This window comes from Arthrobacter sp. PAMC25564 (assembly GCF_004798705.1).
GTDB lineage: Bacteria > Actinomycetota > Actinomycetes > Actinomycetales > Micrococcaceae > Arthrobacter.
This window is the reverse complement of the sequence record NZ_CP039290.1, coordinates 2,667,418-2,689,893: the sequence shown is the minus strand read 5'-3', so window position 1 is coordinate 2,689,893 and position 22,476 is coordinate 2,667,418. Positions and strand designations below refer to the sequence as shown.

19 protein-coding genes and 1 pseudogene are annotated in these 22,476 nt (G+C 65.8%); 7 read left to right on the top strand and 13 right to left on the bottom strand.

Annotated features, from left to right (window positions below; genetic code table 11):
• The first annotated feature begins 16 nt into the window (after positions 1-16).
• From E5206_RS12545 to E5206_RS12535, 3 genes are all read left to right on the top strand, one after another.
• Positions 17-2,905 carry a DEAD/DEAH box helicase gene (locus E5206_RS12545; RefSeq protein ID WP_136322771.1) on the top strand — a complete coding sequence of 963 codons (2,889 nt, stop codon included), beginning with the start codon at positions 17-19 and terminating at the stop codon, positions 2,903-2,905.
• A gap of 97 nt (positions 2,906-3,002) precedes the next feature.
• Positions 3,003-4,667: an amidohydrolase family protein gene (locus E5206_RS12540; protein WP_136322770.1), complete on the top strand. Its 1,665-nt coding sequence runs from the start codon at positions 3,003-3,005 to the stop codon at positions 4,665-4,667.
• A gap of 506 nt (positions 4,668-5,173) precedes the next feature.
• The gene (locus E5206_RS12535) at positions 5,174-5,944 is read left to right on the top strand and encodes a polyprenol monophosphomannose synthase (RefSeq protein ID WP_136322769.1); all 771 of its coding nucleotides are present in this window, start codon (positions 5,174-5,176) and stop codon (positions 5,942-5,944) included.
• Positions 5,945-6,031: 87 nt separating this feature from the next.
• On the opposite strand, the gene E5206_RS12530 is transcribed toward E5206_RS12535, so the two are convergent.
• The 10 genes from E5206_RS12530 to E5206_RS12485 form a co-directional block, all read right to left on the bottom strand.
• Entirely contained in the window at positions 6,032-6,379 is a 348-nt protein-coding gene (locus tag E5206_RS12530) for an RNA polymerase-binding protein RbpA (RefSeq protein ID WP_136322768.1), read from the bottom strand.
• A 277-nt stretch (positions 6,380-6,656) separates the two neighbouring features.
• Entirely contained in the window at positions 6,657-7,592 is a 936-nt protein-coding gene (locus E5206_RS12525) for an SPFH domain-containing protein (RefSeq protein ID WP_136322767.1), read from the bottom strand.
• Positions 7,593-7,658: 66 nt separating this feature from the next.
• On the bottom strand, positions 7,659-8,120 hold the full coding sequence (locus E5206_RS12520) for an NfeD family protein (RefSeq protein ID WP_136322766.1): 462 nt from the start codon (positions 8,118-8,120) through the stop codon (positions 7,659-7,661).
• 122 nt (positions 8,121-8,242) lie between these two features.
• Positions 8,243-9,115 carry a methyltransferase domain-containing protein gene (locus E5206_RS12515; RefSeq protein WP_136322765.1) on the bottom strand — a complete coding sequence of 291 codons (873 nt, stop codon included), beginning with the start codon at positions 9,113-9,115 and terminating at the stop codon, positions 8,243-8,245.
• Between the two features lie 96 nt (positions 9,116-9,211).
• Positions 9,212-9,874, bottom strand: coding sequence for a peptide deformylase (locus E5206_RS12510; RefSeq protein ID WP_136322764.1), 663 nt, complete (start codon positions 9,872-9,874; stop codon positions 9,212-9,214).
• 9 nt (positions 9,875-9,883) lie between these two features.
• Positions 9,884-10,894 carry a hypothetical protein gene (locus tag E5206_RS12505; protein WP_240689705.1) on the bottom strand — a complete coding sequence of 337 codons (1,011 nt, stop codon included), beginning with the start codon at positions 10,892-10,894 and terminating at the stop codon, positions 9,884-9,886.
• 27 nt (positions 10,895-10,921) lie between these two features.
• Positions 10,922-12,064: an NAD(P)/FAD-dependent oxidoreductase gene (locus E5206_RS12500; RefSeq protein WP_136324119.1), complete on the bottom strand. Its 1,143-nt coding sequence runs from the start codon at positions 12,062-12,064 to the stop codon at positions 10,922-10,924.
• Entirely contained in the window at positions 12,048-12,773 is a 726-nt protein-coding gene (locus E5206_RS12495; protein ID WP_205759915.1) for a class I SAM-dependent methyltransferase, read from the bottom strand. The genes E5206_RS12500 and E5206_RS12495 overlap by 17 nt, the downstream gene beginning before the upstream one ends.
• An 8-nt stretch (positions 12,774-12,781) precedes the next feature.
• The gene (locus tag E5206_RS12490; RefSeq protein WP_136322762.1) at positions 12,782-13,966 is read right to left on the bottom strand and encodes a type III polyketide synthase; all 1,185 of its coding nucleotides are present in this window, start codon (positions 13,964-13,966) and stop codon (positions 12,782-12,784) included.
• Positions 13,967-14,283: 317 nt separating this feature from the next.
• Positions 14,284-14,712, bottom strand: coding sequence for a hypothetical protein (locus E5206_RS12485; RefSeq protein WP_136322761.1), 429 nt, complete (start codon positions 14,710-14,712; stop codon positions 14,284-14,286).
• A 19-nt stretch (positions 14,713-14,731) separates the two neighbouring features.
• On the opposite strand from E5206_RS12485, the pseudogene E5206_RS12480 reads away from it, so the two are divergent.
• From E5206_RS12480 to E5206_RS12465, 4 genes and pseudogenes are all read left to right on the top strand, one after another.
• Positions 14,732-15,980: pseudogene (locus E5206_RS12480) on the top strand (IS256 family transposase).
• 136 nt (positions 15,981-16,116) lie between these two features.
• Positions 16,117-16,536 (top strand): TnsA-like heteromeric transposase endonuclease subunit, encoded by a 420-nt coding sequence (locus E5206_RS12475; protein WP_240689703.1) that lies wholly within the window; start codon positions 16,117-16,119, stop codon positions 16,534-16,536.
• Entirely contained in the window at positions 16,533-17,945 is a 1,413-nt protein-coding gene (locus tag E5206_RS12470) for a DDE-type integrase/transposase/recombinase (protein ID WP_136322759.1), read from the top strand. Before E5206_RS12475 ends, E5206_RS12470 begins: the two co-directional genes overlap by 4 nt.
• A gap of 218 nt (positions 17,946-18,163) precedes the next feature.
• Complete coding sequence (locus E5206_RS12465) at positions 18,164-18,682, top strand: hypothetical protein (RefSeq protein WP_136322758.1); 519 nt, start codon at positions 18,164-18,166, stop codon at positions 18,680-18,682.
• 366 nt (positions 18,683-19,048) lie between these two features.
• Here E5206_RS12465 and E5206_RS12460 read toward each other — a convergent pair whose 3' ends face one another.
• The 3 genes from E5206_RS12460 to E5206_RS12445 all read right to left on the bottom strand — a co-directional run bounded on the left by E5206_RS12460 (position 19,049) and on the right by E5206_RS12445 (position 22,380).
• Positions 19,049-19,522: a GntR family transcriptional regulator gene (locus E5206_RS12460; protein WP_136322757.1), complete on the bottom strand. Its 474-nt coding sequence runs from the start codon at positions 19,520-19,522 to the stop codon at positions 19,049-19,051.
• 310 nt (positions 19,523-19,832) lie between these two features.
• Positions 19,833-21,218 carry an APC family permease gene (locus E5206_RS12450; RefSeq protein ID WP_240689702.1) on the bottom strand — a complete coding sequence of 462 codons (1,386 nt, stop codon included), beginning with the start codon at positions 21,216-21,218 and terminating at the stop codon, positions 19,833-19,835.
• Between the two features lie 211 nt (positions 21,219-21,429).
• Entirely contained in the window at positions 21,430-22,380 is a 951-nt protein-coding gene (locus tag E5206_RS12445; protein WP_136322754.1) for an alcohol dehydrogenase catalytic domain-containing protein, read from the bottom strand.
• Between the last annotated feature and the right edge of the window lie 96 nt (positions 22,381-22,476).

The following is a 22,476-nucleotide window of genomic DNA, read 5'->3' as shown; positions in this document are numbered from 1 at the left end:
GCACTAGGCTGGAAGCATGTCCTCAATACCCGGGCCGGAGTCGCCGTCCGAACGCTACCGCGCCAGCGCCGAGCGGGCCGCAGAAGCCAAAACGTACCTGGGCGGGTTCATCCGTTCGCTCGAATTCGAACTCGATGACTTCCAGCGCGAGGCGTGTTTGTCCCTTCAGGCCGGACGCGGGGTGCTGGTCGCAGCCCCTACCGGGGCCGGCAAGACGATCGTGGGGGAGTTCGCCATCTATCTGGCCCTGCAGCGCGGACTCAAGGCCTTCTACACCACCCCAATCAAGGCACTGAGCAACCAGAAGTACTCCGAGCTGGCCGAGAAGTACGGTGCAGCCCAGGTGGGCCTGCTGACCGGTGACACCAGCATCAACGGGGACGCATCCGTGGTCGTGATGACCACCGAGGTGCTCCGCAACATGCTGTACGCGGACTCGGACACCCTCGACGACCTGGGCTTTGTGGTGATGGACGAGGTCCATTACCTCGCAGACCGCTTCCGCGGCGCCGTCTGGGAAGAGGTGATCATCCACCTGCCCAGTGAGGTGCAGGTGGCATCCCTGAGCGCCACCGTCTCGAACGCCGAGGAGTTCGGCGCCTGGCTGGACACCGTCCGCGGACAGACCGATGTGATCGTCTCCGAACACCGCCCGGTACCGCTCTGGCAGCACGTCATGGTGGGCCGGAAGATCGTGGATCTCTTCGCCGGCGACACCAGCTTCGACGAGATCGCCCCGGCCGGCGAGGCCGGCGCTCCCGGAACCACGGCAGCCACAGACGTCGGCACGCGGCCCGGCTTCGAGGTCAACCCGGAGCTGCTGTCCATGGCGCGGGCCGAGAGCCAGATGAATTTCCGCGGCCGCTTCGGACGCGGCGGGCGCAACCAGCGGCGGCAGCCGCATCAGAGGGGCGACGAGGCCCAGCAGGGCGGCCCGCGGAGCCCCGTCCGGAAGGCCAGCCGCCCCCAGGTCATCGCCAGCCTGGACCGGCAGGATCTCCTGCCGGCGATCACGTTCATCTTCTCCCGCGCCGGCTGTGACGCCGCCGTCGCCCAGTGCGTCTCGGCGGGGCTGTGGCTGACCACGGAGAAGGAACAGCTCATCATCGCCCGGCGCGTCGATGAGGCCGCCCAGGACATCCCCTCCGACGATCTGGACGTCCTCGGGTTCTGGAGCTGGCGGGACGGCCTGCTCCGCGGACTCGCCGCCCACCACGCCGGTATGCTGCCCACCTTCAAGGAAGTCGTCGAGAAGCTCTTCGCCGACGGGCTGGTCAAGGCCGTCTTTGCCACCGAAACCCTGGCCCTCGGCGTCAACATGCCGGCCCGCTGCGTCGTGCTGGAGAAGCTGGAGAAGTTCAACGGCGAGGCGCACGTGAACATCACGGCGGGGGAGTACACCCAGCTGACGGGCCGGGCCGGACGCCGCGGGATCGACGTCGAGGGCCATGCGGTGGTGCTCTGGCAGCCGGGCACGGACCCTGCCGCCGTCGCCGGCCTCGCCTCGCGGCGCACCTACCCGCTGAACTCGAGCTTCCGGCCGACCTACAACATGTCCATCAACCTGCTGGCCCAGTTCGGCCGGCCGCGCGCCCGCGAGATCCTCGAATCCTCCTTCGCCCAGTTCCAGGCGGACCGCTCCGTCGTCGGCCTGGCCAAGCAGGTCCGGAGCCGGGAAGAATCCCTGGCCGGCTTCAGCAAGTCGATGACCTGCCACCTCGGCGACTTCACCGAGTATTCCCGGCTGCGGCGCGCCCTCTCCGATGCCGAGAAGAACGCCTCCAAAGGCAGCTCCCGGGCACGGAAGTCGCTCACCGAGGATTCCCTGAGCCGCCTGCTCCCGGGCGATGTGGTGGACGTGCCCACCGGCAGGGCACCCGGGCTCGCCGTCGTGCTGAGCTCGGACCACCACTCGCGCGAACCGCGCCCCGCCGTCATGACCCTGGACAACCAGCTGCGGAGGATCGGGACCCAGGATGTGGAGGGCCCGCTCTCTCCCATCACCCGGATCCGGATCCCGAAGTCCTTCAACGCCAAGGTACCCAAATCCCGCCGCGATCTGGCCTCGTCGGTGCGCAACGCGATCCGGGACAACCGCCCGCCCGCACCGCCCGCCCGGGACGAGGATTTCGGCCGCGCCGCCGCCCTGCCGGACCAGGAGAAGAAGATCGCGGAACTGGGCCGGCAGCTTCGCGCCCACCCGTGCCATGGCTGCAGCGAACGCGAGGACCACGCCCGGTGGTCCGAGCGCTGGTGGAAGCTCCGCCAGGAAACCGACGGGCTGGTGCGCCAGATCCAGGGCAGGACGAACACCATCGCCAAGACGTTCGACCGGGTCTGCGGGGTGCTGACCGGCTACGGTTACCTGGAGACCTCGGAATCCGGCGTCCTGTCCATCAGCACGGACGGGCAGCGGCTCCGCCGGATCTACGGGGAGAAGGACCTGCTCATTTCCCAGGCCCTGCGGATGGGTGCCTTCGACGACCTCGACGCCGCCGAAATCGCGGCCCTCGCGAGTGTCCTGGTCTACCAGGCCAAACGGGAGGACCGCGGCTTGCGGCCCAAGATGCCCAGCGTTTCGCTGGAGTCCGCCGTCGACACCGTGGTGCATGAGTGGTCCGCGCTCGAGGACGTGGAGGAAGCCGCCAAACTGCCGCTCACCGGCGAGCCCGAGCTTGGCCTGGTCTGGCCGATCTTCAAATGGGCCAAGGGCAAGCACCTCCAGGATGTCCTCAACGGCACCGATCTCGCCGCAGGCGACTTTGTCCGCTGGGTGAAGCAGGTTATTGATCTCCTGGACCAGCTGGCCAAGATCCCGGGCCTTGACCCGCGCGTCACACGGCTGTGCGGGGAAGCCATCCGGCTCGTCAAGCGCGGCGTTGTCGCCTATTCATCGGTGGCATGACATTTCCCTGAGGACCGTCCCGGCACAATCCCACAACCCTTTTGAATCTCCCGCCGACACCGGCGAGCAACTCCCAGCCCCAAGGAGCTCCCGCATCATGACCGATTCACCGGCCACGCCGGCACCACGCAAGATCACGCTGTACCGCAACGGTTCCGTCTACACGGCTGCCGACCCCTTTGCGACGGCGATGCTGGTCGACGGCGACACTGTCGCCTGGGTCGGCTCGGAGCACGCTGCCACCTCCATCGCCGACTCCTCGATGGACGTGGTCGACCTTCAGGGCGCGCTGCTCGCCCCCGGCTTCGTCGACTCCCACGTCCACCTGACCGAGACGGGAATCGCCCTGGGCTCGCTGCAGCTCGGCGGCGTCCGCTCCGGCGCCGAACTCCTCGACGCCGTCGCGGGCGCCGCCGCAGGTGCCGGCCCAGGCAGCACCGTGCTCGGCCACGGCTGGGATGAGACCCTGTGGGCCGATCCGGCACTGCCTTCGCCCGCAGAGCTCGAACGGGCCGCGGCCGGCCGCAAGGTCTACCTCTCCCGCGTCGACGCGCACTCGGCACTGGTTTCTTCCTCGCTCGCGGCGGCGGCCGGGAGCGCGGCCCTCGCCGGTTCCGGCGTCGACGGCCAGGTCAAGCACGCCGCCCACACGGCGGCCCGGCTCGCGGCGCGGGAGCTTCCCGCCGCCGCCCTCCGCGGTTACCAGCAGCAGGCGCTGGCAGAAGCCGCCGCCAACGGCTACGTCGCCCTCGCCGAAATGGCTGCCCCGCACATCGGCGGTATCGAGGACCTGCGGCTCGCCGCCGCCTGGAACGCCGGCCCCGACGCCGGGCCGTCCGTCCCGGAAATCCTGCCGTACTGGGGGCAACTCGCCGGCTCGGAAGAACATGCCCGGTCCATCCTGGCAGGACTGGGCGTTTCCGTGCTCGGCCTCGCCGGAGACCTGAACATTGACGGGTCCATCGGTTCACGCACCGCCGCCCTCCGCGCCGACTACAGCGACACACCGGGGGAGCGCGGCAGCTTGTATCTCTCGGTCGCTGAGGCGGCGGCGCACCTGGCGGCGTGCTCGCTGCTAGGCATCCAGGCCGGCTTCCACGTGATCGGCGACGCCGGCCTGGACGCGGCCCTGGACGCCCTGGACCAGGCCGCGGCCGAGGTGGGCGAGCAACGGCTCCGGGCCGCAGGCCACCGCTTTGAACACGTCGAGATCGCCGGCCCGGACGCCATCAGCAGGCTGGCGAAGTACTCCGTGACGGTCAGCGCCCAGCCGGTCTTCGACGCGCTCTGGGGAGCGGCGGGCGGCCTCTACGAGCAGCGCCTCGGCGTCCGTCACCAGGCGATGAACCCGTTCGGCTCCTACTATGCTGCCGGCGTGCCGATCTGCTTCGGCAGTGACAGCCCGGTCACACCGCTCCGGCCGTGGTCCAGCGTCCGGGCCTGCCTCGAGCACAACAATCCGGCGGAACAGATCTCCGCCCGGGCGGCCTTCCTCGGCCACACCAGGGCCGGCTGGCGGGCAGCGCGCCACCGGAACCCGATGGCCGGGCAGCTGGTCCCCGGCGCTCCCGCCAGCTTCGCCGTCTGGGAAGTCGAGGAGCTTATGGTCCAGGTGGCAGACGGCAGGGTGCAGTCCTGGAGCACGGACCCGCGGGCCCGCACACCGTTGCTGCCTGCCATGGACACGGGAACAGATCCGGCCTGCCTCCTCACCGTGCGGGATGGCCGGGAACTGTTCAGGCACGGTTCCCTCGGCTCCTGAGCGGGCTTTGGGAGCGGGCATCGGGAGCGCTCTGGCGGGTCCGGGGCCTGCCGCTCCCGTGGTGCCGCGGCTCCGACATAAGGGATCACAGGCCCGAAACCTTGGTTCCGGAAACCCGCCCCTGACCTGCGGCGACGGATGAAGCGGCAGGTCACGGCACGGTTGACAGATCGGCAGGCCCCCGTAGCATTGAGGGTCAACGGAGCGTTGCGGACGACGCGGGCTCCGGTTGATCCCGGCCAGTTCGAGGGTGCCGCAAGCGCGGCCGCCTTATCAGGCCGTGACCATGGGCGCCCCCAGGGGGCGGGTCCACTTCGCAGCAGAAAACGGTTCCGGCGGCGCTACTCGTGGGCTTCCGGAACTGGCCCGAAGCGGGTGGACCTGCCCGGGGGATCGCCGCGGCCACCGAGGGGCCGCCGACTCCCTATAATGGGGAGTTGCGCCGCGCTGTCAGTCAGTACTGCCGCCCGGCGCTTTGACCGTCCCCTTCAAGGAAAGGCCTCGCTGTGCGTGTCCTCACCATTATCCCGACCTACAACGAGCTGGAATCGTTGCCCAAGACCCTCGGGCGCCTGCGCACGGCCGTGCCGGCCTCCGATGTGCTGGTTGTTGACGACAACAGCCCCGACGGTACGGGCCAGCTGGCGGACCGTATCGCGGGTGAGGACAGCCAGGTCCATGTCCTGCACCGCCAGGGCAAGGCAGGACTCGGAGCGGCGTACATCGCTGGCTTCAAGTGGGGCCTCCAGGCCGGCTACGACGTCCTCGTTGAGATGGATGCCGACGGCTCGCATCGGCCGGAACAGCTCCAGCAGCTCCTCGACGCCGTCGAACAGGGTGCCGACCTTGCCATGGGGTCACGCTGGGTTCCCGGCGGCAGTGTTGTGAACTGGCCCCTTTACCGGCAGGCCATCTCCCGGGTCGGCAGCACCTACGCCCGAGTCATGCTGGGCGTCAACATCAAGGACGTCACGGGCGGCTTCCGCGCCTTCCGCCGGAGCACCCTGGAGAAACTGGACCTGGACTCCGTCGACTCGGTCGGCTACGGCTTCCAGGTGGATCTCGCCTGGCGGGTGGCGAAGCTGGGGCTGAACATCGTGGAGCGGCCCATTACCTTTGTGGAGCGCGAACTCGGCGCCTCGAAGATGAGCGGGAACATTGTGGTGGAAGCCATGATCAACGTCACCAAGTGGGGCCTGACGGCCCGCTGGAACACTCTCAGCGGCAAGCTCACCGGCAAAAACAGGAACACGGCCCAGAACACCGGCAAGGCCTAGCCCGCAGCCTGCACGACTCAGGGCCGGTCCCGCCACGTCGTTCCGATGTGGCGGGACCGGCCCTGAGTTCTTGGTGCGGGGTGGCTGTCAGGCCGAGCGGCGTTCGCCCCGGCGTTCGCGAAGAATCGTGAGGCGGTCTTCGAGGATCTGCTCCAGTTCGGGAAGGGAGCGGCGTTCCAGCAGCATGTCCCAGTGCGTGCGGACCGCCTTCTCGTTGCTGTTGACGGGACGTTCGCCGTCGACCAGCAGCGCTTCCTTACCCGTCTTCGAAACCCACACCGGAGGGATCTCCGCTTCGGAGGAGAAGGTCACGAATACCTGCTCGCCGTCCGCGCAACGGTACTCAACACGCTGGCGCGGAGCCGGTTCGACGCCGGATTCGGTCTCCATGCTCTGTGCGCCAAGGCGCATACCCCGCAGGCTGCGATCGCTCATCTTTTCTCCCTCTATTCGGTTCGCAGAGCCATGCCCTGCGTTAGCCGGGAGCCCTGAGGCCTCGCCGGACTACTGTTTGCATTGCGCTGCACCAGTGCTTAAGTACTGGAAAAATCATCACTTGCATAACGCTTTGCGAAGCATAATTGTTCCGGCTGTCTGAACCGGCCGGACAAATATTCAAGTATACGGGAGCGGTCCGCTTCCGGTAAAGCCTGCGGCCGCCGGGAAGCCGGGCCAACCAGGGGCGCCCGCCTCGGCGGACGCCCCTCCCGGTTCACTTCGGCTCTGCTGGCTCGGGCGCATCCGGACCGAACAGCCCCTCGGAGGCCTGGCCGGCGTTGGCGCCACCCAGAGCGTTGCCGATACCCTTGAGGGCCTCGCCGACCTCACTCGGAATGATCCACAGCTTGTTGGCCGTGCCCTCGGCAATCTTCGGGAGCATCTGCAGATACTGGTAGGCAAGGAGCTTCTGGTCCGGGTTGCCCTTGTGGATGGCGTCGAACACCTTCTGGATGGCCTGCGCTTCACCGTCGGCCCGGAGGATCGCGGCCTTGGCGTCACCTTCGGCCTTCAGGATGGAGGACTGGCGCTGGCCCTCCGCGGTAAGGATGGCAGACTGCTTGGTGCCTTCCGCGGTAAGGATGGCGGCACGGCGGTCACGCTCGGCACGCATCTGCTTCTCCATCGAGTCCTGGATGGAGTGGGGCGGATCGATCGCCTTGAGTTCCACCCGGGAGACGCGGATTCCCCAGCGGCCCGTCGCTTCGTCCAGCACGCCGCGCAACTGGCCGTTGATCTGGTCACGCGAGGTGAGGGCCTCTTCGAGGTTCAATCCGCCCACCACATTGCGGAGGGTGGTGGTGGTGAGCTGTTCGACGGCCTGGATGTAGTTGGCGATCTCGTACGTCGCGGCCCGGGCGTCGGTGACCTGGAAGTAGACCACGGTGTCGATGGAGACCACCAGGTTGTCTTCGGTAATGACCGGCTGCGGCGGGAAGGAGACCACCTGTTCCCGCAGGTCGAGCAGGGGCAGCAGCCGGTCAACGAAGGGGATCAGGATGGTCAGGCCGGGGTTGAGGGTGCGCTGGTACTTGCCGAGCCGTTCGACGACGCCGGCACGCGCCTGCGGGATGATCCGCACCGAGCGGACCAGCACAATAATTACGAATGCGACCAGAACCAGCAGCACAATTGCGACTGCGATATCCATACATCACCTTTTCCCCAGTTGTTTGGTTTTGCTTTAGCTTGCCGGACGCCCGTTAGCGGGCGGCTGTTATTGATCGCCGGCTTCGGGTTCGGGGGTCACGACGGCGGTGGCGCCGTCGATGGCGCTGACCACGGCATGCTGGCCAGGTGCGAGGACGCCGGATACCGAGCGCGCGCTCCAGACGTCACCGCCGATCTTCACCAGGCCCCCGCTGGCGCTGACCGCCTCCATGACGAGGGCGGTTTCGCCGATCAGGCGTTCGATGTTGCTGCGCTGGTCCGCCGGCCCCTTGCGCAGGTGCTTAAGGGCGACCGGGCGCACGAAGCCGATCATGAGGAGCGAGACGACGCAGAAGGCCACGATCTGGAGCCAGAGGTCCGCGCCGGCGAAGTCGGCCACCAGGCCGGCCAGGGCGCCGCCGCCGAGCATGATGAAGAAGAGGTCCAGGGTGAGCATTTCCACCACGGCGAACGCCAGGAAGGCCGTGAGCCACAGCGCCCACCAGTTCTCGGCCAGCCATTCGAACATCTGTTCCCCCTTCGTCCAGGGAGTTGGCCTCGCGGCCCTCCAGTCACTGTGGTTCAATCCTAAGCCGGAGCACAGGGGACGCGGCCGGCTACGCAGAACTACCGGGGAAAGTGGCCGAGTCGTTATCCGGCGGGATGCTTGAGCGGGTCAAAGACGCTGATCCGGAAGCGGGCGGAGACGGCGGTCAGCGGAGGAAGGCCGGCGGCCAGCGCCGCCAGGTCCTGCCGGTCCAGGTGGTGGCCGGCCGGTCCCATCAGGGCAAGGTTGGCGACGTCGGCCGGGGCCAGGGACAGCTCCACATCCAGATCCCGGGCGGAGTGGGCGATGAAGTATCCCTCCAGCGAGGCTGCCAGCCGTTCCTCCTTCGCCGGTTCGATCCCCAGCATTCCCGTCCGTCCGGAGACCTCCGCGAGGTGCCCCGGACGGGGTGTCACCACCACCAGGCGGCCGCCGGGCCGGAGCACCCGGGCAAACTCTGCCGCGTTGCGCGGGGCGAAGACAACGGTGACAACGTCGACGGCGTCGTCCGCGACGGGCAGGGGCTGCCACACGTCACAGACCAGGTTCACCGCCTCCGGGTTCAGCCGTGCCGCGCGGCGCAGGGCGAACTTTGAAATGTCCAGTCCGATCGCCGCCGCCGGGATCCGGTCCAGCAATGACCTGAGGTAGTGGCCGGTGCCCGTGCCGGCGTCGAGCACCGTTGCGCCGCTGCCGTTGAGGGCGCCCGGAAGGGCCGGGGCGGCCAGCTCGGCCACGGCCTCGGCGAGCGGCCGGTAATGCCCGGCGGAGAGGAAATCGAAGCGGGCCGCCACCATGTCGGCCGCGTCGGCTTCAAAGACCGTGCCCTTGCCGACCAGGAAGTTGAAGTAGCCCTGCTTGGCCGCATCGAAGCTGTGGCCGGCCGGACAGACCAAAGTGCGGCCTCCGCCGTCGCCCGCGCCGAGGGCGCCCCGGCAGACGGGGCACAGCAGGGCGGCGGTCGAGGCGGGGAGCATGAGTCCATCCTAGGGCCGGCACCGCGCGGGCGCTGGTTGGACGCCGGCCCGGAGCCGCAGGCTGGTTTCTCCGGGAACGGACTAACCCGGAGTCCCTTACGGCTCCGGCAGGAACCCGAGTTCCTGCCGGGCCAGGGCGATGTCCGGCTGGGCCCAGCGGGTCGAATATTCGGCGCTGTTGCTGATGGAACGCAGCTCGGCGCGGTCAAGGTACAGGATCCCGTGCAGATGGTCCGTCTCGTGCTGGACAATCCGGGCCTGCCAGCCGGTGAAGTCCCGTTGCCTCGGAGTTCCGTCGGGGGCGGTGAAGTCAAGCCGCACCGACGCGGGCCGCACCACGGCGGCCTGCAGTCCGTTCAGCGAGAGGCAACCCTCATAGAAGGCTGCCGTTGAGGTGCCGAGGGGCTGGTACTCCGGGTTCAGCATGGCGAAGAAGGGCAGCGGCTCCCGGCCGCGCACGGCGGCGACCTCGGCGTCGACCTCGAACTGGTCCTCGAGCACGGCAAGCTGCAACGGGATTCCCAGCTGCGGTGCCGCCAGCCCGACGCCCGGCGCTTTGTGCATGACGCTGCGCATGAGGTCGATCAGCTGCAGAAGCTCGGCGGAGCTCAACTGGCCGTCGAAGGGTGCTGCCAGCTGCCGCAGGACGGGATGGCCGGCCTGGACTATCGCGGGAAGCACCCCCGCGTTCAGGATCTGCTGGAAGGTTTCGTGGATGCGGGCGGCGCTGAAGTCAGTGGGCTTGGCATCTGATGGCATGGCAACAGACTACTGGCCCCCGCAAGCCGCTGTGACAAAGTCGTAGATACGTCCGCGCAGAAGTCCTCCGGCGTCGACCTTCAGGACGCCTTCCCGCCCGCCAGCCCGCACCCGCAGCGGGAGCAGCGTCCCCACTTTGTCCTCGGCAACGGCGTGCGGATCACACCGCGCCGGGCGGATGCGCAGCCGGACTTCTTCCGGCTGCGCTGACGCGCTGACCTCCACGGAGCGGGGCCATGGGGCGCCCGGGTCCTCTTCCAGCAGCGTGGTGCCCTCGATCCGGTCGATTGTCAGGGTCCCGGCGTCGGCGGTCCCGGGGTTGCGGGGCGTGATGGCCAGACGCACGACTGCGCTGCGGCCATCCGCGGACACGTCAAGATCCGGTTCCAGCCGGAAACCGGCGACGGCGGCGGCGGCCTCGGCCAGGCACATTTCGGCATTGTTCCGCGGGAGGACGCCGTAGGGGTCGGCCGCCGGTGCGGTGAGCGGCTGCGGCTCCGCCAGGGCCGCGGCTGGGGCCAGTCGGAGGGAAACCGTGGCAGCATCTTCCGGACCGCCCGCCGGGGCTGACGCTGCCACGGATCCTTGAGTGCAGTCGGGGGCGGGCAGCGGTGCGGGGAGGCTCTTGGCCTGTCCCGGCGGAAGCCCGATCCCGCCATCCGCTGGCTGCCAGATGATCCCGGAGCTGAAGAGCGGGCTCGTCAGCTCCGCCCCCAGCATCGTCAACGAGGCCGTGGAGTTGTTTGTGAGCTGTATCTCGATGATCTGCTTGCCGTAGTTGTCGCGGAACTGGCTGATCCCGGCCGTCACCGGCGGGGCCGAGGACGGGCCGGCGGCCGGAGCGGTGGGGGGCGCGGGGGTGCTGGGGGTGCCGGGGGCAGCCGCACCGCAGGACGCCGTCGTGGCCAGCAGCAGCAACGCAGCCAGCAGCTTGGGGACGGTGGTCCTGGCAGCGCCCGGCGCGATGCCGGCCGCGCCGGGGGCCGTGCGCCTTCGGTGCTCCGGGTAGAGGCAACCCATGCGGACAGTGTAAGCGGCACGACGCCGTCACTGCATCGTGAACCGGCGGGCCAGGAGCGAGTTCACCGCGGGAACACCGGCGGCCGCCGAGATGGCATGGTTCCGCACCGCCAGGAGGCGGCCTGCCAGGGGCCGCCCCAGCGCCATGTTGATTTCCGACTGGCGTGCCGCCCTCGCGGCGGCTCCCAGCCGGGCGCGTTCGAAACGCCGCAACTGCCCGGCAACGCCGCTGCCGTCCAGTGCGGCGGCGACAAGCGGTGCCAGCGCCAGGGCGTCGAGCCAGCCGAGGTTCATGCCCTGGCCGCCGATCGGGCTGATCTCGTGGGCGGCATCCCCGATCAGCACGGTCCGACCGCTCACCATCCGGCGGACCACCCGCGTGCGGACCCCGAAGCCGCTGAGCATGCTGTTCGTTCCCGGGTCGACGTCGACTCCGGTGCGGTCACGGACCCGGCGGGCCAGCCAGCCGGCGTCGACGTCGGCTGGCCCGGCAGCCAGCCGGAGGACCCAGCGGCGCAGTCCGCCCGGAAGGGGGAAGGACTCGACAATGCCTTCGTCGGCCAGAAACAGTGCGGCATCCGGCCCGAAACCGGTGCTGTCGGCAAAATCACCCATCAGGTAGCAATCCGGATAGTCCTTTGCCCGCACGGCGGTGCCTTCCAGTGCCCGGACGGTGGACCGCACGCCGTCCGCCGCAATGACGAGCGCCGCCGAAAAACGAAGGGGCCCGCCGCGTGACGTGGCCTCCGCGGTGGTCCGGCCGCCGCCGTCGTGCAGCCGGGTGAGCCGGACCCCGCGGTGCAGGGCATCGGCGTCGAGCTCCCGGACGCGCCGTTCCAGCACCGCTTCGGTGCGCGTCTGGGGGAGCGAGAGCACGTAGGGGAAGGTGTCCGACACACCGGCAAAGGCCATCTCGGCAATCCGCCTTCCACCGACGACGGCGATGCCGCGACGGATGGCGACCCCCTCGGCCACGAGTTCCGGAGCGACGCCGGCTCGTTGCAGCGCTGCGAGGGCCGGGGGATGGATGCCGATCGCCCGGGAGTGCGCCTCCGGGGCTGTCCGCTGTTCCAGGACGCGGACCTGGACACCGTGTTGCAGCAGAAGGGCTGCCATGAAGAGCCCGACCGGGCCGCCGCCGATGATCAGTACGTCAGTGGCCCGCGGCATCTTCACCGGCCGGTATCCCGGTACCCTTGTCAAGCATCAGCAGGTTATGGAAGGGGAAGTGGCGGGCCACGTTCCAGCCCGGGGGAGCAACTGTCTGAAGCTCCTCGGTGGTGTAGCTCCGCCGGATCGAGGTCAGGCCGTCCGGACGGATGTAAGAGCCGATGAACGGCCAGGAACCCGCGTAGAAAAGCGCATACGCGGCGCGGCTGCGCCGAAGGTCGTTGTGGATGGCCAATCCCCGGCAAAGCGCTGCGGACTCCGCGAGGAACGCCGGCAGCGCGGCGTCCTCCAGATGGTGCAGCACATGGTTGGACACCACGAGGTCATAGCTGCGGCCTTCGCCGATGAGATCCGACGTCCGGGCCTGGCGGAAGGTGATGCCGGCGGATGCGTGCCGCTGCCGGGCGAAGCGGCTGGCCCGCGCGTCCGGATCAATGGCCGTGGTCTCCAGGCGCAGGCCATCCCGGGCGGCCCAGCGGGAGATTCTGACGGGCACGTCGCCGCCACCGCAGCCGATGTCCAGCAAGGTGGTGACGGAGCGGGCGGAGAGCCGCGGCCTGAGCAGCGTGCGGTAGATGCACCGCCAGCCGGAGACGGCCCGGTTCACGACGGCGAACTGGGCATAGCTGCGGTCCAGCCGGGCCGGGTCGCAGCCGGGCAGGTCCATTTCCTCGACGGCGTCGGCTTCGCGTCCACGCAGGAATCCCATGCGTGGGCTCAGGCCAACGCCGATGCCGGGACGACGGGTCCGGCATCCCGGTCAGGAACGCGGATCTTGGTGAACAGGGCCGTTTCGACCGTCAGCCCGGGCCCGAATGCCATGGAACAGATCCGCTCGTCTCCGGTTTCGCTGCCGCCGGCCGGAAGGTCCAGGATGTGTTTGAGCACGAACAGTACCGTGGCGCTGCTCATGTTCCCGAAGTTGCGCAGGGTATCGCGGGCCGGCACCAGTTGCTCGTCCGTGAGGTCCAGCCGGGACTGGACCCTGTCCAGGATGCTGCGCCCGCCAGGGTGGATGGCCCAGTGCCGGATCTCCCGGTAGGGGAGTCCCAGCAGGGTGGCGTCGCGTGACAGCAACGGTTCGAGGGCGCCGATGATGTGGTCATCGATGATGTGCGGGACGTAGTTTCCGAGCACCATCTCAAAGCCCTGGTCGCCGATGTTCCACGCCATCGAATCCTCGCCGACCGGGGTCAGGACCGTCTCGAAGTGGTCCAGCCGCAGCAGCGCCGCAACGCCTGGCATCTCGCGGGCGCTGACGATGGCTGCCGCCGCGCCGTCGGCAAAGAGGGCCGAGCCCATGATGGTGTCCGGGTCGTTGGAGGTCCGGACATGGAGGGAGCAGAGTTCCGCGCAGACCACGAGCACAACGGCGTCCGGATCGGCCTCGCAGAAGGATTTGGCGGCCCGCAGCGCCGGGAACGCCGCGTAGCAGCCCATGAAACCGAGGTGGTAGCGCTGGACCGCGGGATTCAGGCCCAGGGCACGGACGATTTTGTAGTCCGGGCCGGGGTTGAAAAAGCCTGTGCAGGAGACGGTAATAAGATGAGTTATGTCAAGTAAATCGATTCCGGGGCAGGCAGCCAGGGCCTTCCGGGCGGCCTCGACGAAGAGTTTGGTGGCCTCGGTGGCGAAGATGTCGTTCCTGACCTTCGTGCTGGGGCTGAGCAGCAAGCCCGTTGCCGGGTCAAAGAACTGCGGATTCTCGGCCCGGCTGTCCTTGGTCAGTTCCTCGACGGCGGTGTACCGGGTGTCGATGGCCGCCGAGTCAAAGCACGTGGCCACCAGCCGGGTACCCAGCCTGGTGAGCCCTGGCTGGGCCGCGAACACATCGCGGGCCTCGGACTGGATCAGGACAGTTGGCGGAACAGCAGTTTCCAGGGACCTCAGGTAGACCGTCATGGTTCATTCTCAGCGCGGACGGCGCCAAAGACAATGCATTCGGCGCGGCAATGGACCTGAAGATGGGCGGATTCCAACCGGCCTGGTTAAGCGGCCATGCAGCCCCTTCCAGTCGCCCTCCCGGAATGCCGATAATCAACATTATGTAAAGCTGAAGTGATCCGATTGCAGAATCTGCAGATTAGGACATAGTGATACGCCCTTGACGTTGTCGGCTGCTTGGATGTCCCGTCTCATCTAAGTCGAGGCATTCTCACTTCAGTTAAGGCATTGTGGCGTTCTTTCTCAGTACAGTTAAGGTATTGGCTCGGCGTGTCTCACTTCACTTGAGGCATGAGCGGGTTTCGTCTCACTACAGTTAAGGCATGGGACTCGCAGCTGCGGCGTCCGCGGCTTGTACCGGACGCGAAATTGCTCCAGGCGCCCTGACGTTCAGGGAGCAGTTTTCTTCTGCGCCAACGACCGGTCTTCTTGCAGATTGCTGGATGATCCCGTGCGAGAACGGCCGCCCGATTCGGGCCGCAGCGGCCTTCAAAGGGCAACGCAATTTTGCCGGTCTGTGGTGGTGTGGCACGAACCAGCGGCATGTCGGTTTTGAGTCCTGGTGCGAACGTGACCATCTGATGTGCCTGGACTTCGATGGTTACGTCCCGCGGAATGGTGTAGATCTCCGCAGTTGCGCGTTGCTCCGGCAACGTAGTGAGCCATCGTGCGATGGTCAGTGAGTACCGATCAAAGTCACTCACAGAAAGACACAAACACACGATGGCTCTAGACCAGTCTGCCCTGCTTGACCTGCTTGGCCAACTGAAACTCACCGATGTCTCCGACCGGATCCGCTCCGCGACCGAAACGCTGTACCAGCAGCTCATCGAGGCCGAGGCGACCGCGTTCATCGGCGCCGCCCCCTTCGAACGCTCCGAGACGCGCACTACCCAACGCAACGGGTCCCGGCCCCGGACGTTGACGACCACCGCCGGGGACCTGAACCTGAAGATCCCCAAGCTGCGGAACGGGTCGTTCTTCCCGGCCCTGCTCGAACGCCGCCGCCGCGTGGACCAGGCCCTCTACGCGGTCGTGATGGAGGCCTACCTGCACGGGGTCTCGACCCGCAAGGTCGATGACCTGGTCAAGGCCCTCGGTGCCGGCACGGGGATCTCCAAGTCTGAAGTGTCCCGGATCTGCGAGGACCTGGACCACGAAGTCGGCGCGTTCGAAGGACCGCGACCTCTCCGCCATGGACTACCCGTACGTGTTCCTCGACGCCACCTACTGCAAGGCCCGCGTCGGGCACCGCGTCGTGTCCCAGGCCATCGTGGTCGCCTTCGGCGTGGCCGCGGACGGGCGGCGGGAGGTCCTGGGCTTCGACGTCGGCGACAGCGAGAACGAGGGGTTCTGGACCGCGTTCCTGCGGTCGTTGAAGGCCCGCGGGCTGGACGGGGTGAAGCTGGTGATCTCCGACGCCCACAGCGGGCTGAAGAAAGCCATCGGCACGGTATTCCAGGGCGCGGCGTGGCAGCGCTGCCGCGTGCATTTCATGAGAAACGTGCTCTCGACCGTGCCGAAGGGATCCCAGGACATGGTCGCCTCGATCATCCGCACCGCCTTCGCCCAGCCCGACGCCGGACACGTGAACACCCAGTTCGACGAAGTCACCCGGATGCTCCTCAAATCCCACCCTAAGGTCGCCGCGATGCTCGGCGACGCCCGGGACGACGTCCTCGCGTTCACCGGGTTCCCGGCCAGACACTGGCGCCAGATCTGGTCCACAAATCCCATGGAACGAGTCAACAAAGAGATCAAAAGACGCACCGACGTCGTCGGGGTCTTCCCCAACCCGGCAGCCCTTCTCCGGCTCGCCGGCGCGGTCCTCGTCGAGCAACACGACGAATGGGAAGCCGGCGACCGCCGCTACCTCTCCGAGGCCTCCATGGCCGAACTCAAGGCCATGAACACGACACCCGCCACGCCGATAAAGGAGGCGATTTTGCTCCCCGAACTCACGGCAGCATAATCAAATAACTGACCTGCACGGTGTCGAGAAAACTCCACCACTCAGCGGGACGTAACCACTTCGATCCGGAGGTCGTCGGGTCTCGTCCCAGCCCTTCCGCATCACTTTGCCTGCATCACTCCCCCAGGATTCACATGTGCCCGACTATTTCGTCCGGCGCGCGGATGGATCAGCTGTCGTGATCGATGTGCGGCCGGACTTCCGGGTGAAGCCCGCCGATCAGAACGTTTTCGATGCCACGGCGCAGCTCTGCTCGTCGGTGGCCTGGGGTTATCAGCGTCTGGGCGGACTGTCCGCCGTCTATCTGGCGAACCTGCGGTGGCTGGCCGGTTACCGGCATCCGAGGTGTTCGCACGAGCCCATGGCCACACTGTTGACGGACGTCCTATCGAACGGCCCCGCATCCATACGTGGCCTGGCTGCGGCGGCGGCGGCCGACCCTGTCATCGTCCTCCCGACCGTTTTTCACCTGCTGTGGAAGCAGAGAATCTGCGGGGATCTCAAGCACCGCATTCTCCACATGGATACCCGGGTGGAGTTGGGAGCGGCTCCGTGACAACTAAACCTGTGCTGCTCAAGCTCGGTGATGACGTCGAATTCCATGGAATCACGTATCGGCTCACGGCCCTTGACGGCGACGTCGCCATGCTCGCCGTTGCCGGCGAAGCACCGGTCGCCATGAAGGTCGGGTCGCTCCTTGCCGATGAGACCTTCAGAATCGTGGGAACACGGCCAACGCGGCGGCGGATTACCGGTCCCTCCCCGCTGTTTGACTCGCTGCCTCCGGAAGTGCGGCAGAAAGCGCGGCGGCTGGAAGGACACATCACCGAGGTCCTGGACGGCGTCCCTTGCAACGCTGACCCAGGCCAGGTGGCCAGACGAACCTATAATTTCGCACATACCTCCCTGCGGCAGCGTGACCAAGCCAAGCTGGCGGAGCTTCACGAGCTGGGTGAAACCATGAGCATCGGTTCGCTGCAGAGGCTGCGCTATGCATACGGGAAGAAGGGAGTCATCGGACTGGTTGATAAACGGCTCATCCGCCGCGTTCCCGTCGCCGGACAAACCGACCAGCGCGTGGTCGACGCCATTCTGTCAACGCTGGAGGCCAATACGCAGCAATCATCGGGATCCATGGACCGGCTGATGCGCCAGGTCCGCAAGCAAATGGAATCCGAGCACGGCCCCGGGATTGTTCCGTTTCCTTCCCGGGCGACGTTTCACCAGCTTATCGGCCGGCTTGCCGCCGGCCGTAACGCGACAGGGTCAGCCCGGACCAGACGCACCCTTGCCCAGCGGCCGGAGGCGCCTTTCGGCGCCGTCTATCCGGTCAGGCCCGGGGAGCTGATGCAGATCGACTCCCCTCCCCTGGACATCGCCGTCGAACTCGACGACGGCGTCATCGGACGCGTGGAACTGACGGCCATGGTCGACATCGCCACCCGCAGCATCCCCGCCGCGGTGATCCGGCCCGCCACGAAGGCCGTCGACGCGGCCCTCCTGCTCGCCCGCTGCCTGACCCCGGAACCCATGAGGCCCGGCTGGGCAAAGGCGGCGTCGATGGCCGCCTCGGCCCTGCCCTACCGGTCGATGAAATCCATCGACGAACGCCTTGCCGGTGCCGCCGCGAAACCGGTCATCGTGCCCGAAACCATCGTCTGCGACCACGGCAAGGCCTACCTCTCCAACACGTTCAAGAGCGCCTGCCGCAGCCAGGGCATCAGCCTCCAGCCGGCCCACCCCGATACGCCCACCGACAAGCCCGTCATTGAACGGACCCTGCAGTCCATCGGCACGCTCTTCGCCCAGTACGTCACCGGTTATCTCGGTTCCTCGGTCGAGCGGCGGGGCAAGAACGCCGAGGGCCAGGCCGTCTTCTCGCTGCCGGAGATTCAGGACCTGCTCGATGAATGGATCGTGACCGGCTGGCAGAACCGGCACCACGAAGAACGGCGAAACTACTGATTGGAGCTCCGGATTTCTGTCCACGACAGCAGCTTTGCCACTGTGGACTACCAGCATGAGGCGTCACCGGTCGCTTCTATGTAGGATTCCAGCCGCGGGATTACTTCGACGATCCCGCGGCAAGCGATCCCGTCGATCTTCAGGTCGAATCTTCCGGGTTTTCGCGCTGGGCTTCGAACGTGGTCGGAACAAAGGTCGACCCCTCAGATTTGAGGGCGATGATGGCAGCCGAGGGTGTCGATGAACCCGAGGACGTCTTTGTGGAAGACACCGTTGTTAGGCTCCTGAATCGCATTGGCATGCCCTTGCCCGCTTGGCTGCAATCTGAACAATCCTCCCCCCAGGTTGAAGTCCGAGAGCAGGAAATCGAAAAAGAATGGGCCGCAGTGACGGCGGCAGTGGCGCAAGACCTTGAGACCATGACTAGTCGCGACTATCTTCTCATTACCTACGACATTGGGCGTCAGCACTACTCCGCGTACGGACAGCTCACGCTCGATGATGGCACCTTTCAATGCGAGGTTGTCTCCGATCGCTTCCTGCCGGCCGACGCATGGCCTATTGATGATGCGTACTTCCTCAACACCGGATGGTCAGCACCCGATCGCGGAAACCCCAACTGGTCCAGGTACCAGAAAGGATCGGCGGAAGCAGCCGCCACCGTTCTAAATGCCCTGCGAACCGGCCGAAGATGCAACAACCCCCGACTATTAAGTTGGTCGTCAGGAGTTTTCTAATCCACAGGGCCCCTCCTCTTACGGCACGTCGACCTTAGAACGAATGCAGGCACCCTTCGACAAAGGCACATGCAACTTTGAGCCTTGGGGTTAGCGCAGGATTCTGCGATTTGGGCTGAACCCAGAGGATGGCACCGTCGTCCGTGACACCGTCAATGGTGCCGGTCACTATTGTTTGTCCGTGTTGGATTATTTCCGCTCTCGTGGCACCACCGGCTGAAGTCCAGTTTTGACTCGCCGGAGTTGGCGGTCAGTTGCGGACATAATCTCTCTCCTGATCTGGGTCTGGAAGGGCTAAAAATGGTCGGCCCCACCCTTGCCCCTGAGCAGGTGGAGAGCTTGAGAGGCTTCCCCATCGCCGAGGATTTAGGCCTCCGGGAAGAAATTTAGGCGCTGCAGTGCCTCTGCCGCTCGGACTCCGTTGATTGACAGATGGTTCTCCATGGCGGTTCGAGCGGCCTCGGCATCACCCTGGCGGAGCGCGTCGAGAATCTCCTCATGCTCGTCGGCTGCCTGCTGGTCCCAGCCGGGAATGATCTCGCTGAAGCGTAAGGACATGGTTTTGGAGAGGATACGGATCACGGACATCAGGCGGTGGGAACTACCCGTGCTATTGATGATCTTGTGGAACTGGAAGTTGTAATTCTCTTGGGTTTCGGGGTCCTTCACCGCACGCATGGCTTCGTTGATTACCTCGAGCTCGTGAACTTGTTCAAATGACAAGGCCCGGGCGGCACGCGCTGCCGCCATTCCCGCTACTCGTCCGAAGATTTCGTAGTGATCGATAATGTCCTCGGGCTGGAGCGACTGGACGTAGTGCCCTCGGCGCGGGTAAGACATGACCTAGCCCTCGCCCTCGAGGGCTATCAAGGCTTCCCTGACAGGCAGCTGGCTGACTCCCCACTCCTCAGATACAGCGGCCAAATCAATGCGGCTGCCTGGCTTGAATTCACCCGTCAGGATTCTGTTGCGCAGACTTTCCGCTATTTCTTCGCGAAGATTCCTGCGACGTTCTACAGGGCGCGACAGAGGACGGGGGACGGGTGTCATTGACACAGCGTATTTCAGCGCCTCCCCGGTAGTGACTTCGGCCCGGGTGTGTTGACGGTCCGGCTGCGGGACGGCGCCGGTAACCGTCCCGCTTCCCGCATCAGGAAACGAATTCCTGCAGGACCTTGTTGTCGCTTTTCTTGCGCTCCAGGATGAAGCCGTAGGCCAGCGCAATCGTGAATGTTACAAAGGGGAGTGCGACGAGGCACCATCCGGTGGCATTCATTTCCCATTCCGGGCTGTCCGCGCCTGCTGTGCCGCTGATGAGTCCGAAGCGTGAGAGCAAGAGGTACTCGGCCACGATGATGGATACCAGTCCCAGCAGAGGTGCGATCAACGTATTCCAGATGCGGGTATCGGCCCGGGTTTCCCTGAAGAAGCGGATGACTGCGATGCAGACCAGCCCCTGGATGAAGGTCAGTCCCAGGATCGCGGTGATGGCGAACCAGTAGAAAAGGGTTACGACAGGGTCGAGCCCTGCCAAGGCAAAGGCCACGACTGTCACGACACCAATGATTGTCTGAAGTACCGATGCACGTACGGGTGTCTTGAACCGGCCGGTGACGCCGAGGCTGGCAGGCAGCAGCCCCGAACGGCCCATTGCGTAGAAGTAGCGCGTAGCGGAATTGTGGAACGCCAGAACCCCGGCGAAAAGGCTCGAGATCAGCAGCCAGCTCATGACTTCGGGCAGCCAGGGCCCCACGTATTGTCCGGCGACGGAGAAGAGCAGCTGGGTGGGGTCGGCCAAAGGCGTGCCTTCGAGGGTTGTCATTTCGAGTGTCCGGTTGACGATGTCTGCGGAACCAGCACCGGAGATGATAGCGAACGACGTCAGAGAAAAGACCAAGGTAATGATGATGACGGCAGCATAGGTTGCCCGGGGAACGGTCCGTTTTGGATCACGGCATTCCTCGCCGTAAATTGCGGTGGCTTCGAATCCGATAAAACCTGCGAAGGCGAAGGCAAATGCGATCCCGGGGGCGCCTTGGAAGACGTTTTCCGGGCTGAACGAAGCCGCAAAGTCGAGTCCGTTGGGTCCCCCGCCTTGGAAGACGACAGCAAGACCGGTGACAACCATCGACACCAGCTCCAGCGAGAGCAGGACCCCGAGGACTTTTGCGCCGAGGTCAACGTTAAGGATGCCGAAGACCTGGACGACACCGATGCACAGAAGGCACCAGAACCACCACGGCAGGTCAAGCCCAAGCGATGTCATCTTCTGCGAGACGGTGGCCCCGAGGAATCCGTAAATGGCCGTTTGGACCAGGCAGTAGGACAAAACGGAGACAAAAGCCGCGGCAACACCCCACGGTGCACCCAAACCCCGCCCCACGTATGCAAAGAACGCCCCGGCATGGGTCACATGATGGCTCATGGTTGCGTAGCCGACAGCAAAAAACATCAGCATGATGCCGGCAATGAGGAATGCTCCGGGGGCGGCAGCCCCGTTGCCCAGGACGATGGTGCTCGGGACGAGACCCGTCATGCCCGCAATGGGCGCTGCCGCTGCCACAACGAAAAATACGATCCCGGCAACGCCCATGGAGTTCCGATGCAACTGGTTGTCAGGGGCCTCCCCCTCCACTGCGGATCTTGGGGGCACAGTCAATACTTGTTCTGGTGACGTCATTGCTAGTCCACTTCCTTGTGTTCTATAACGATTGATTTGAGGGTGTACGGATGGGCGGCCGGGAAGCCTAACCCATGACAAGAACCGCGCGGCCCTTGATGCCGCCAGCCCGAAGAAGGTCATGTGCGTGCTGGGCCTGGTCAAGCGGGATGGGCTCAATAGTGTGCTGCAGTGGATGATTCTGGGCGAACGCGAGAAGTTCCTTGAGCTCATCAAGGCTTCCCCAGATGCTCGTGGTGAGAACTGCTTCGCTGGGCAGGACTCCTACGCCAAACTCAATACGGCCGCCCCAGAGACCGACGACGATGATGATGCCCTGTCGGTCGATACTCGATGCTGCCGCTGCCATGGTCGCGTCTGCTCCCACAAAGTCGATGACTGCATCGTATCTGCCGGTAAGCCCTTCGACGCCGCATGTCAGGTCGGCACCAAGGCTGCTCGCCACATCCAACTTGTCGGCTGACGTGTCCACGACGGTCACCTCCGCGTTGGTCAGGGTTTTGAGGAACTGAATGGCGAACTGCCCCAGCCCGCCTGCTCCTATGACGATCGCTCTGGAGTTCTTGCCCTGCAGGTGGGGCAGCGCCCGCTTGACCGCGCGGAAGGCTGTCAGGCCGCCGCAGGCCAGCGGTGCCGCGGAAGCCGGATCCATATCTCCAATGGGGATGAGGTAGTCGCGTTTGGGGACCCGCATGTATTCGCTATAGCCGCCGTCGGAGACGATGCCCGCTTCACGGCCGTTCGGGCAGATCATTTCCAACCCCGATGAGCACTGACGGCACTCCGGCAAGCCACAGCCCCACGGTGCGTAGAGCAGGACGCGACCCAATTCAGGGTGTTCTCCCACCACTTCGTGTCCCAGCACCACAGGGTAGGGTCCGCCGAAATCACCATCAGCTACGTGCAGGTCGGAATGGCAGACTCCGCAAGCCAGAACCCGGATCACTTCCTCCTCCGGCCCAAGCGGAACCGGGATCTCCCGGTCCACCAGTTCCAGGGGGGAATGAGGCTTGCTCACGACTATTGCTTTCAAGGGGATCTCCGTTCATATTTGGTATACGGGATACGCTACCTAGTGACTTAGATTACACTGATCAAATATCGAATATCTAGT